This is a genomic window from Geodermatophilus sp. SYSU D01045, from assembly GCF_054050295.1.
Window position 1 is genome coordinate 1 of the sequence record NZ_JBJGZB010000020.1, and the last position, 11,851, is coordinate 11,851.

The 11,851-nt window shown below is 75.3% G+C and carries 11 protein-coding genes; 3 read left to right on the forward strand and 8 right to left on the reverse strand.

What is annotated here, in order from left to right; all coding sequences use genetic code 11:
• Positions 1 to 183 precede the first annotated feature (183 nt).
• Positions 184 to 1,161, forward strand: coding sequence for a UDP-glucose 4-epimerase GalE (galE, locus tag ACI798_RS16790; RefSeq protein ID WP_457048446.1), 978 nt, complete (start codon positions 184 to 186; stop codon positions 1,159 to 1,161).
• On the opposite strand, the gene ACI798_RS16795 is transcribed toward galE, so the two are convergent.
• The 5 genes from ACI798_RS16795 to ACI798_RS16815 form a co-directional block, all read right to left on the reverse strand.
• Positions 1,149 to 2,225 carry a putative glycoside hydrolase gene (locus ACI798_RS16795; RefSeq protein WP_456942235.1) on the reverse strand — a complete coding sequence of 359 codons (1,077 nt, stop codon included), beginning with the start codon at positions 2,223 to 2,225 and terminating at the stop codon, positions 1,149 to 1,151. The genes galE and ACI798_RS16795 overlap by 13 nt on opposite strands.
• A 37-nt stretch (positions 2,226 to 2,262) precedes the next feature.
• Complete coding sequence (locus ACI798_RS16800) at positions 2,263 to 3,846, reverse strand: DUF4832 domain-containing protein (protein ID WP_457048447.1); 1,584 nt, start codon at positions 3,844 to 3,846, stop codon at positions 2,263 to 2,265.
• 254 nt (positions 3,847 to 4,100) lie between these two features.
• Positions 4,101 to 4,316, reverse strand: a complete 216-nt coding sequence (locus ACI798_RS16805) for a hypothetical protein (protein WP_457048448.1) — start codon at positions 4,314 to 4,316, stop codon at positions 4,101 to 4,103.
• 70 nt (positions 4,317 to 4,386) lie between these two features.
• On the reverse strand, positions 4,387 to 6,111 hold the full coding sequence (gene pelF / locus ACI798_RS16810; protein ID WP_457048449.1) for a GT4 family glycosyltransferase PelF: 1,725 nt from the start codon (positions 6,109 to 6,111) through the stop codon (positions 4,387 to 4,389).
• A gap of 73 nt (positions 6,112 to 6,184) precedes the next feature.
• Positions 6,185 to 7,543: a hypothetical protein gene (locus ACI798_RS16815; protein WP_456942231.1), complete on the reverse strand. Its 1,359-nt coding sequence runs from the start codon at positions 7,541 to 7,543 to the stop codon at positions 6,185 to 6,187.
• Between the two features lie 450 nt (positions 7,544 to 7,993).
• Here ACI798_RS16815 and ACI798_RS16820 point away from each other — a divergent pair, with 450 nt between their 5' ends.
• Positions 7,994 to 8,863 (forward strand): hypothetical protein, encoded by an 870-nt coding sequence (locus ACI798_RS16820; RefSeq protein ID WP_457048450.1) that lies wholly within the window; start codon positions 7,994 to 7,996, stop codon positions 8,861 to 8,863.
• A 12-nt stretch (positions 8,864 to 8,875) separates the two neighbouring features.
• Here ACI798_RS16820 and ACI798_RS16825 read toward each other — a convergent pair whose 3' ends face one another.
• Complete coding sequence (locus tag ACI798_RS16825) at positions 8,876 to 9,046, reverse strand: hypothetical protein (RefSeq protein WP_457048451.1); 171 nt, start codon at positions 9,044 to 9,046, stop codon at positions 8,876 to 8,878.
• Between the two features lie 134 nt (positions 9,047 to 9,180).
• Between ACI798_RS16825 and ACI798_RS16830 the strand changes: the two genes are divergently transcribed.
• Complete coding sequence (locus ACI798_RS16830) at positions 9,181 to 10,227, forward strand: alpha-hydroxy acid oxidase (protein WP_456942228.1); 1,047 nt, start codon at positions 9,181 to 9,183, stop codon at positions 10,225 to 10,227.
• Here ACI798_RS16830 and ACI798_RS16835 read toward each other — a convergent pair.
• Together ACI798_RS16835 and ACI798_RS16840 are read right to left on the reverse strand one after the other, a co-directional pair.
• Positions 10,224 to 11,276 carry a PHP domain-containing protein gene (locus ACI798_RS16835; protein WP_457048484.1) on the reverse strand — a complete coding sequence of 351 codons (1,053 nt, stop codon included), beginning with the start codon at positions 11,274 to 11,276 and terminating at the stop codon, positions 10,224 to 10,226. The two genes, ACI798_RS16830 and ACI798_RS16835, sit on opposite strands and share 4 nt — an antisense overlap.
• Positions 11,273 to 11,818 (reverse strand): DoxX family protein, encoded by a 546-nt coding sequence (locus ACI798_RS16840; RefSeq protein WP_456942227.1) that lies wholly within the window; start codon positions 11,816 to 11,818, stop codon positions 11,273 to 11,275. The genes ACI798_RS16835 and ACI798_RS16840 overlap by 4 nt, the downstream gene beginning before the upstream one ends.
• Between the last annotated feature and the right edge of the window lie 33 nt (positions 11,819 to 11,851).

The following is an 11,851-nucleotide window of genomic DNA, read 5'->3' on the forward strand; positions in this document are numbered from 1 at the left end:
GGACCCGGTCACCTTCGGGCAGGTCGTGCAGCAGAAGCGGGTGCTCGACGGCCGCAACGCCCTGGACCGGGAGGCCTGGACCGCCGCCGGCTGGACCCACCGCGCCCTCGGCCGCCGCGCCGGCTGAACCGGTGTGACCCGACGGACCCCCGGCCGGACCCCCGCGGCACCTAGGCTCGGCTGGTGACCTGGCTCGTGACCGGCGGCGCCGGCTACATCGGCGCGCACGTGGTCGTCGCCATGCAGGCGGCGGGGGAGCGGGTGGTCGTCCTCGACGACCTCTCCACCGGCGACGCCGACCGCGTCCCCGGCGTCCCCGTGGTCGTCGGCAGCGTCCTCGACGGGCCCCTCCTCGGCCGCGCGCTGCGGGAGCACGGCGTCACCGGCGTCGTCCACGTGGCGGCGAAGAAGCAGGTCGAGGAGTCCGTCCGCCGCCCGCTGCACTACTACCGCGAGAACGTCGAGGGCCTGCGCGTCCTGCTCGAGGAGGCGACGGGCGCCGGCGTCGACCGGTTCCTCTTCTCCTCCAGCGCGGCCGTCTACGGCATGCCCGACGTCGACCTCGTCGACGAGGACACCCCCTGCCGCCCGGTGAACCCCTACGGGACGACGAAGCTGGTCGGGGAGCGGATGGTCGCCGAGGTCGCGGCCGCCACCGGCCTCCGCCACGCCAGCCTGCGCTACTTCAACGTCGCCGGGACCGCGGCGCCCCAACTCACCGACCGCGGTGTCTCCAACCTGGTCCCGATGGTCTTCCAGCGGCTCCAGGACGGGCAGCCCCCACTCGTCTTCGGCGACACGTACGACACCCCCGACGGCACCTGCATCCGCGACTTCGTGCACGTCGCCGACATCGCCACCGCCCACGTGGCCGCCGCGCGCGGCCTCACCGACGGCCGGGTGACCGCGCTGACGGCGAACGTCGGCCGCGGCGAGGGCGTCTCGGTCCGGGAGATGGTGCAGATCGTCCGAGAGGTCACCGGGACGGCGGGGGAGGCGTGGTCCGAGCCGGTCGTCGTCCCGCCGCGCGCCGGGGACCCGGCCCGGGTGGTCGCCTCCGCGGACCGGATCCGCGCGGCGCTGGGCTGGACGGCGCGGCACGACGTCCGCGCCATGGTGTCCTCGGCGTGGGAGGGCTGGACGGGCGCTCAGCGCCGGTAGACCGCGCCCTCGTGCGGCTGGAGGGTGACCTTCGCCGGTGCGGGCTCCCCGGTCGCCGTCCGCAGCCCCGGCGGGACGGTCAGGGCGACCTTGCGGCGCTTGCTCTCGTTGAGGTTCACCCCGGCCCAGCCGTCCTCGAACTCGCGCCACCACGCGTTGCCGCGCTGCTGGGGCCGGCCGAGCGGGGCGCCGAGGTCCCATTCGAGCTCGGGCCGGAAGGGCGTCCCGCTGTACCCGTCGTGGTCGGTGGCCGAGTAGTACGCCCGCTCCTGCGGCCCGAAGACGAACAGCGCGGCCAGCCCGTAGAGGAAGTTGGGGTGGTCGTCCCGGCCGTCGGTCGCCGTCCGCACGACGGTGATCCCGGGGCCGGCCAGCTCCTCCATCTGGGCGAGGGCGCTGACCGGGTCCAGGAAGTCCCCCGGCCCCCAGGCGAGGAAGACCTCCTCGAAGCCCCCGCCGTACGCGGCGTGCCGCGCCCAGCGCCCCGGGTCGCGCCGGGACTCGGCGATGTTGGGGACCAGCAGCTTCCCGACGTCGTTGAGCCGCTTGCCCGCCTGCGGCACGAACTCGTCCATCGTGCGGCGCAGGTCGGCCATCGTCCGCCCGCCCTCGATCGGCGGCCGCAGCCCGTAGTAGTCGTCGAAGACGTCGTTGTCGGCCATGACGCCGTCCCACGGGGTGTCCTCGAGGAAGTCGACCACGTCGTCGCACCACCGCTCGCGGTAGTCCGGGTCCCACACCGCCATCTGCCAGTGGCCGGGGTAGGTCGCCCACTCGATGCGGCTGCCGTCCTCGCGGTGGGCGAACCACTCCTCGCCCGCCTCCTCGGCCTCCTCGAGGCTGACCCCGGAGGTGAAGACCGGGCCGGTCTCGAAGTCGCGCACCGAGGACAGGCACTTGTAGGCGAGCACGGTCATGTCCGGCCGCTGCTCCTTCAGCCGGGCGGCCGCCGCGGACTCCCAGGGTTGCAGGATGGCGACCTGGTAGTGCTCGACCGCGAAGTCCAGCTGCTCGTCCGACAGGGGGTCCTGGTACCGGATCCAGGCGCCGCGGCGGGTGACCATGCCAGCAGCCTGTCAGGTGCGCCGCGCCCGGGGCAGGTCAGCCCACGGTGAGGACGTGCCGGAGGTCGTTGCGGCCGGTCGCCGGGTCCCACAGCCCCTCGTTGGCCAGCCGGACGGCGTAGGCCGGGTCCGCGGCCAGGGACGGTGCCGCGTCGGGCAGCGCCAGGGCGAGCGTCCACGGGCCCGGCACCGTCGGCACCGCGACGTCGAGGGCGAACGTGCGGGTCGTCCCCGGCGTGAGGCTCCGGACCTGTACGGGGACCGGGCGGACGATCGTCTGCGCGCCCTGGCCGAACACCACCTGCACCGGCCGGTCCGACATCGGGACGGCCCAGCCGTCGTTGACCAGCGTCAGCGTCAGGCGCACCGTCCCGCCCGGCTGCGCCGTGGCCGGGAACGAGCCGGACACCAGCCGCAGCCGGTACCCCAGCGAGCGGGCGGCGGTCGTCAGGCCGTCCCCGCCCCACGAGTCGAGGACGTCCCGGTGGAAGTCGGCGTTGAGGAAGGTCCAGTGGTAGCGGGCCAGCTCCGTGGCGGCGGTGGGCCACTGCGAGCGGGTGCCGTACGTCCCGCACGTCTCGCCGCCGACCGGCACCGTCGCCGACTCCGTGGCCAGCCAGGTCCGGTCCCCGTCCGAGGCGAACGTGCCCATGTCGGTGTCACTGGCCAGGAAGCAGTCGTTGTGCACCCCGACCCGCGCCGCGTCCGCGCCGCTCACCAGGCGCTGCTTGATCGTGGGGTAGCGCACCTGCACCGGGATGTCCGGCGACGTCGCGTCGAGGAGGGCGCCGAGCACCTGGCCCCGCCGGGCCCAGTCGGCGTCGGTGAGGACCCAGGGGTTCGCGGGGTCGGAGGCGTACTGCTCGGAGTAGTACCACTCGCCCCAGCGGCCCACGAAGCCCGCCTGCAGCACCGCGACGACGTCGGAGCCGGAGTTCAGCACCGGCGCGAGCTGCCGGACGTGCGAGACCGCGCGGTCCGGGGGTGCGTCGTGGCCGCTGTCGGGGGAGTAGGCGAAGCGGACCACCAGCTGCACCCCCGCGGCACGGGCGGCGTCGAGGTCGGCGGCGACCTGCGCGAGGAACCGGGCGTCGACGGTGTCCTGGTCGGCCAGCCCGCCCAGGTAGAACACGCGGTAGACCAGCGTCACCGCCTCGGTCGTCCGCCATGCCGTCAGCGTGCCGACGTCCAGCGGCGCGTACGCGCCGCCGTCGGGGGACCAGCGGGTCTCGGTGTAGTGGGTGAAGCCGCGCTCGGGGTTGGCGATGACCGCGTCGGTGGGCGCGTAGGTGACGCCGACGGGCGCGGTCGCGGCGGGTGAGGCGGTGACCGGGGCCGGCGTCGTCGTGACGGGTGCCGCCGTGGTGGGCGCCGTCGTCGCGGCCGGGGACGGCGCCGTCGTCGCGGCCGGGGACGGTGCCGTCGTCGCGGCCGGGGACGGTGCCGTCGTCGGGGCCGGCGCGGGCGGGCGGCGACGGCCCGGGCTGAGCGCGGCGGCGGTGGCGCGGAGGGCTCCCCGGACGCAGGGCGTGCGGTCGGCGCAGCGCGCGTCCAGCGAGGAGCGGGCGGCTGCCTCCGTGGCGACGTCGGCGGGCGCGGAGGGCGCCACCGTCACGGTCACCGCCAGGACCAGCGCACCGACCCCTCCGGAGAGCCAGCGCAGGCGACGACCGCTCCTGCGCCGGCGGAGCCGCGCCTCCGGACCGTCCGCCGCGTGCGCGCCCACCCGCCACCTCCCGCCAGGGGACGGGCCGGCGCCGTCCCGCGGGGAGGGCGGAGGACCGGTCCGTCCGTGTGCGTGGAGTAGTCAAGCAAGCACACAGCGCTGCGTCTACCAGGCAGTCGCAGCCGCCCCACGCGCCACAGGGGAGGTGGTCAGGCCTCGAGGGCGGGAGCGGGCTGCCGGGCGGCCGTGCGGGAGGGCAACGGGGAGGACTCGCGCCACCACTCGTCGGGGTCGGCCCACGGTCGCACCGGCTGCTGGACGGGAGGGGTCCAGGCGGGCGTCCCCGTGCGCGGTGCGGAGCCGGGACGTGCCGCCAGCAGCCAGGGGACGACGAGCAGTGCACCGAGCAACAGCAGAGAGGCCACGGGAGCTCCATCGGCACGTCCCGTGCGGTGCTTGACCGCACGCCCGTCACCGTCGACGGGCCCGGCGATCTTAGGTGGCCGGACGCACGCCGAGGAAGCCCGGACGCGACCGGCGGGGACGGTGGACGACGTCCGTGCCCGCCGGGACCTCCCGGACCACCGGCTCGACCGCGGGCGCGCTCCCCGGCCCGGGGCCGGCGACCGCTGCCGCGTCCCGGGTCGGCAGGCCGCCGAGCTCGCGGTAGAGGTCGTTGTAGGCCCGCATGGCGTCGACGAGCTGGAAGAAGTCCTCGACCCGGCCCCGGGCGTTGCGGGCGTACTCGGCGTACAGCGCCGGGTCGCCCATCAGCCGGGCCAGTCCGTCGGCGAGCTGCGCGGCCATGTTCGGCGCCTTGTGCAGCGGGTCCACGAGCACGCCGCACGGTCCCCACGTGTGCCCGGACCCGCTGGTCAGCGGGTCCTCGACCAGCTGCGCCATGCCACCCACCTCGGTCCCGACGGTCGGGATCCCGGCGGTCATCGCCTCGAGGACGACGATCGGCTGGCCCTCGTTGTAGCTGGGCAGCACGAGCAGGTCGTAGTTCCCGATCTCGGCCTTGACGTCGACCACGCCGCGGAAGGTGACGTGCGAGGACAGGCCCAGCCGCTCCACCTTCTCCAGGCAGGCCGCGTAGTACTCCGGGACGTGGTCGGTGGGGCCGAGCGCGTCGAGGTGGAAGTCCGTGACGCCGCGCTGCAGCAGCAGGTGCACGGTGTCGAGGAGGTCGAGCATGCCCTTGATGGGGACGACGCGGGCGATGTAGGCCAGCCGCCACACGCGGCCCTCCGGCGTCCGGGCGATGTCCTCGAGCGCGCGCAGCCGCTGCTGGTACGCCGGCTCCACCGCCGCGGGCACCATGCCGTTGGGGATGACCACGCTCTTCTCCACCGGCGCCCCGAGGTCGGCGGCCTCGGTGATCGCCTTGGGGTACAGGTAGGTGATCACCTCGGCGCTCGGGTAGCAGAGCCGGCCCATCTCGATCCACCAGGTCATCCACGCGCGCTGGGTCGGCGGGACGTCGAAGGTCCGCCAGTCGGTGGCGGTCACCGGCAGCGCCATGTCGCGGTCGAGCAGCAGGTTCACGGTGTCGCGGACGTAGAGGTTGTGCTCGGTGAGCAGGAACCGCCCGCCGTTCTGCCGGGCCGCCGCCGCACCCATCAGCGTGGCGTAGCCGGTGGTGTGGGCGTGGTAGACCCGCGCCCGCGGCAGGTCGTTGCCGAGGACGGCGCAGGCGAGGGAGAAGAACTCCCGCATCAGCCAGAACGTGTCCACCAGCGACAGGCCGAGGCCGGACCACCGCTGCTGCAGGACCTGCATGAACTCCTGCGTCCCGAGCAGCGCCCACAGCGGGTAGCGCCGGGTGCGCGGGTTCATCCCCTCGTCGTAGAGGGACCACACGGGGTCGGGGTCGCCGGCGACGACGGACTCCAGGGCGTCGAACAGGCGGTGGGCCAGGGCCCGGCGCCCCCGCGCGGACATCCCCAGGTCCCGCGGCGTCAGGTCGCGGAAGTCGGCCTGGTGCTCCTGCATGCTCAGGTAGAGCGGGTGCACCCAGCGGACGTTGGAGGGCATGCCGTAGAGGTCCTCCTGCGGGCTGGCGGAGTCCCAGGTGACGTGGATGATCCCGAAGGTCAGGTCGGGGTTCTCCACCACGATGTCGTGGACGACCGCGGAGACGCCGCCCTTGAGGTAGGGGTAGGTCGACTCCATGACGATCGCGACGTCGACGTCTTCGTAGGCGGGCTGGGATGCCATCCCTGCAGGGCCTCCTCGTGCTCGGTGCTGGTACCCGGTGCGCGGCGGTGGGTCGGAGGGTCGGGGGAGGGGGTCACCAGGACGTCGCGTGGCGCCAGAACAGGCTGTACTCCGGCCGGCCCCAGTGGCGCAGGCAGCTGCGCAGGGCCACGGCCAGGAGCACCAGCTCGACGCCGGCGAGCGCGAGGTAGACGGCGGGACCCGGGGGCAGCAGGAGGAACGCCGCGACGCACGCGGCCAGGTGCAGGGCGCCGAGGCCCTGCGCGAGCGCCCGCTGCCCGACGTAGTCGAGCTTGTAGGAGACGACGGTCGTCATCATGAACGTCCAGGACGCGACGGCGACCGCGGCGGTCAGCCCCGCGGCCCGGGGCTCCCAGGTGACGACGCCGCCGGTGACCACCAGGACGAGCGCGGCGCCGGCGAGCCCGGTGGACAGGATCGCGGAGGTGACCGCGCCGGCCAGCCGGGACGAGTGGCGGTGCAGCCGGTCCAGCGGCTCGTCCTCCATCGCCGCCCGCAGCCGGCCGACCTCCCGGTCGAAGCGTGGCGCGAAGAGGACGAAGTAGGCGTTGTAGGCGAGGATCGCCGGCAGCAGGGCGAGGAACACGGTGTCGACGGCGAAGTCGCGCCCGGCCGCCAGCAGGAAGACGTACTTGTCCGCCCACAGGACCGCACCGAGCAGCAACCCGCGCACCAGGTCCGCGACGACGTCCCGGCGGTCGAGGACGAGGGGGTCGGCCAGCTGCCGGACGTGGCGGCACAGCGGGACCAGCAGCACGGCGATCCCGGCCAGCGGCGGCAGGATCCACAGCGTCGGCGCGGTGAAGAGCGCGGCGGCGTACGCGGCCCAGGCCGCCGCCCACAGCCCGCGGTGGTCGGGCCGGTTGGTGAGCACCAGGAGCTGCACGAAGAGCAGGTGCGCGACGGTGAGCGCGAGGTAGGCGCCGAGCACCTCGAGCGGCCAGTCGAGGACCAGTTGCACGGGGACGGCGAACAGCGCCACCACCGACAGCGAGCGCAGCGCGATCAGCGGCCAGGCGCGGCAGAAGGCGACCAGCAGGGCGTCGGGGTCCGACCGGTGCAACGTGTCGCCGATGCCGCGGTACAGCGGCATGCAGACCGACTGGCTGAGCCAGGGGACGGTCATCGAGGAGGCGAGGACCACGCCGGTCAGGCCGACGCCGCCGATCCGGGCGGCACTGATCTCCTCGTCGACCAGCGGGAACACGGTGCTGAGCAGCAGGACCGGGGTCAGGTGCAGGACCAGCTGGCCGACGGTGCCGAGGGGCCGGCCGCCGGCCTCCCTCGGCCAGGCGAGCGCCAGCCCGCCGACGACGAGCACCCCGACCGCCACCGTGATGCCGAGGACCAGCCCGCGGTCCTGGATCGAGGGGAGCAGCAGCGTGCCGGTCAGGAGGGCGGCGACGGCCACGACACCCGGGCCGTATCGCCACGCTCCGTGACCGGAGTGGTCGCCGTGACCGGCTCCGCGGACGTGCGTGGGCATGGCGTCGAGCACTGTCGGACCCCCGTGGGAAGAGCTGCCGGTCCTCACCCGTCAGCGCTGACACGGAGGTTGCCGCGAGTCTGGCACGCATCTCCGGACGGCCGGGTCGCGCGGAAGCGACCGGAGAACGGTCCGCGACCGATGCCCTCCGGGCCGTGACCGGCACGCCTCGCCGGCGGCTCGGATGTGGTGAACGCCACTCTCGAAGCGGTCCGGGGGCCCTGGTGCGCCGCCCGCCGGGACGTGGCGGCGACCACACGCGGTCACGACGGAGCGGTGTCGCCTCACCCGTCAGAGTCGGCCCACCGGCCCCGTCCACCCCTGTGGTGTGACCGGACTGTCACGTCCGGACCCGGACCTGCCGATGCTGCGCACGTGTGGACGTGGATCGTCGGCGTACTCGCCGCGTGGGTGGTCGTCGCCGTCGTGCTCGGCGTCGTCCTGGGCCGGGGCATCCGGCTGGCGGACCGCCGCTCGCCGGGCACCGGGGTCGAGGAGCCGCTGATGCCCGCGGTGCTCGGTGGCGCCCGGGCCGCCGCGCGGCCGGCCGCCCGCCCGGCCCGCCGGCGCGTGCCGCTGCCGCCGGTCGGCGTCGGCCTGGCCGGTCTGGCCGTGGCGCTGGAGGCGGTCGGCTACGCGCTGCACCTGCGCGGGACGACCGGCCAGGTCGCCCGGGTCCTGTCCATGGACGCCCCGTACTCGCTGCCGCGGATGTACGTCGCGGCCCTGTTCGCCGCCGCCGCCCTGGCCGCGGTCGCCGGCGCGGCGCGCAATCCCGGCCGGCGCACCTGGTGGCTGGCCGTCGGCGCGGTGGCCGGCGGGATCGCCGCGGTCAAGGCCGGCAGCACCGTGCACGTCGATGCCGTACAGGCGCTGTCGGCCGTCGTCTCGCCCGGGGGCGCCGTCGTGGTGAGCGTCCTCGCCGCCGGGGCCGTGCTGGCCGTCCTCGCGTTCCTCAGCCGCGCCGAGCGCCGCGACCGGCGCCGGGTGCTGAGCACCCTCGGCCTCTACGCCGTCGCCGCGGTCGGGCTGTCCGCCGTCTCGGGCTGGGTCGGCGCGCGGTGGTACGCGATGGCGACCTTCGTCGAGGAGTCCGGCGAGGCGCTGTCCGCCGTCGCGGTGCTCATGGCCGTCCTCGTCGGTGTGGCGCCGCGCCTGGTGCTCCCGGCGTCCTGGCTGCGCCGCCGCGACGACGCGCTGTCCCTCGAGGCGCCTGCGCAGCGGGTCCCCGCCGCGCAGGACTGAGCGCCGCGGACGTCAGCCGGCCGCGAGCCAGCGGGCGGCCGGCCGGAGGCCGGTGCGCGAGTGGGCGTCGGCAACGGGGGCGCCCCGGTCGGCGACCTCGGCGTGGTGCAGGGCCCGTCCGAGGACGACGGCGACTGGCAGACCGAACGACAGCCACGCCACGCAGATCAGAGCGACGACCACGGCCACTCCTCGAGACCGCTCGGTTCCCCCGGGCCGACCTGACCCCGACGCGGCCGTTCCCCGACGGGGCCGTTCCCAAACACGGCCGTTCACCTCGTGTTCCCCGGCCGGTCGGGGAACACGAGGATGCGGACGTGCTGCCGGTGCTGACCGACTCCCGGGAACGGGCCCGCGCCGCGCTCCCGTCCGAGGTGTGGGACTACTACGAGGCCGGTGCCGGCGACGAGGTCACCCTGGGCGAGGCCGAGGCGGCGTGGCGGGACTTCCGGCTGCGGCCGCGGGTGCTGCGCGACGTGTCCGGCGTCGACCTGACCACCCGGCTGCCGGGCGCGGAGGCCGCCTCGCCGTTCGCCGTCGCGCCGACGGCCTTCCACGCGCTGGCGCACCCGGACGGCGAATGCGCGACCGTGCGCGGCGCCGGCGACGCCGGGTGCCTGACCGTCGTCTCCACCCGGGCCTCCCGGACGCTGGAGGACGTCGGCGCCGCCGCGACCGGCCCGTGGTGGTTCCAGGCCTACCTGATGCGCGACCGCGGGCTCACCGAGGCGCTCGTGCAGCGGGCCGCGGCGGCCGGGGCGCGCGCGGTCGTCCTCACCGTCGACACCCCGTACGTCGGCCGCAAGGACCGGGTGGCCGGCGTCCGCATCGCGGTCCCCGACGACGTCTTCCTCGTCAACCTCGCGCAGCACCTGGTGCCCGGGGCCGTGGCCCGCGAGGCGGCCGAGCAGGACCCGTCGGCGACCCCGGACGCGATCGGCCGGCTGGCCGGGGTCTCGGGGCTGCCGGTCCTGGTCAAGGGCGTGCTGCGCGGCGACGAGGCGGACCGCTGCGTCGAGGCGGGCGCGGCCGGCGTCGTCGTCTCCACGCACGGCGGGCGGCAGCTGGACCGGGTGGTGCCGAGCGCGCACGCGCTGCCCGACGTGGTCGAGGCGGTCGGGGGCCGGGTGCCGGTCCTGGTCGACGGCGGGATCCGCAGCGGTACCGACGCCCTCGTCGCGCTGGCGCTGGGCGCCGACGCGGTGCTGGTCGGCCGGCCGGTGCTGTGGGGGCTGGCCGCCGACGGCGCCTCCGGGGTCACCGCGACGCTGGAGGCGCTGGCCGCGCACCTGCGGCACGTGCTGGCGCTGGCCGGTGCGACCTCACCGGCCGACCTCGGGCCGGACGTCGTCGTCCGGCGCTAGCCCGTCGTCCAGTCGAGCAGCTCGTCGGCGGTCCAGGTGTTGACCACCCGGTCGGGGTCGACGCCGGTCTCGACGGCGCGCTCGCAGCCGTTGCCCTGCCAGTCCAGCTGGCCGGGGGCGTGCGCGTCGGTGTCGATGGCGAACTCGCAGCCCAGCTCGACGGCGAGGGACAGCAGCCGCAGCGGCGGGTCCAGCCGCTCGGGCCGCGAGTTGATCTCGACGGCGGTGCCGTGCTGCACGCAGGCGGTGAACACGGCCTCGGCGTCGAAGGCGCTCTCCGGCCGCGGCCGCTGCCGCCGTCCCTCCCGCTGCTCGCGGGGGATGAGCAGCCGCCCGGTGCAGTGCCCGAGCACGTCGGTGTGCGGGTTCGCGACCGCGGCCAGCATCCGCTCGGTCATGGCCGCGGACTCGGCGCGCAGGTCGGAGTGCACGCTCGCGACCACGACGTCGAGCCGGCCGAGCAGCTCGTCGGTCTGGTCGAGGCTGCCGTCGACGTCGATGTCGCACTCGATGCCGGTGAGGATCCGGAAGGGCGCGAGCTCCGCGTTGAGCTCCGCGACGACGTCGAGCTGGCGCTCCAGCCGCTCCGCCGTCAGCCCGTTGGCCACGGTCAGCCGCGGCGAGTGGTCGGTCAGTGCCATGTACTCGTGGCCCAGCCCGATGGCCGCCTCGGCCATCTCGCGGATCGGGCTGCCGCCGTCGGACCAGTCCGAGTGCGTGTGCAGGTCGCCGCGCAGGGTGGCGCGGAACTCCGCCACGTCGTCGGCCAGCGGGACGAGCTCGGAGTGGGCCTCCTCGAGCCGGGCCAGGTACTCCGGCACCTCGCCGGCGTGCGCCTGCACGATCGCGGCGCCGGTCTTCGGTCCGATGCCCCGCAGGTCGGTGAGCGTGCGCGTGCGGATCCGCCGGTCGAGCTCCTCGGGCCCGATCGTGTCGACGACGGCCGCCGCGGTCCGGAACGCGGCGACCCGGTGCGTGGGCTCGCGGGCGCGCTCCAGGAGGAAGGCGATCCTCCGGAGCGCGGCCGCGGGTCCGAGGGGGGTGCTCAGCTGGCCTTCCTCGCCTTCCTGGCGGCCTTCTTCTGCGCCTTGGCCGCGCGCCGGGTGGCCTTCTCGTAGCCCTTCTCCGTCGACTCCGCGGCGCGCCTGGCGGCGCGGCGGGCCCGGTAGCCGACCGACGGGCGGCCCTCGGTGTCGACGGCGGCGATCAGCAGGCCGCCGAGCAGGCCGGCGTTCTTGAGGAAGTTCGAGAGCTGGCCGAAGCGCTCCTCCGGGTCCTCGTGCTCCCAGAAGCGGTGGCCGGCGAAGGTCGTCGGGACGATGCTCCCGGCCAGCGCGAGCGCGCTCAGGCGGGGCAGCTTGCCGAGCGCGAGCAGGGCGCCCGCACCGACCTTGATGCCGGCGTCGATCTTGACCCACTGCTCGGTGTCGCGCGGCACCTGGACCGGCAGTTGCTGGTCCGCCGTCCGGGTGATCGTGTCCACCACCGGCTGGGCCCCCGGCACGCGGGTCTGCGGGTTGCGCAGGGTGTCGACGCCGCCGTAGAGGAACGACGCGGCGAGCAGGGGCCGGGCGATCCGGCGGACCAACATGGATGACCTCTTCCGTCGATGGGACCTTCCGCG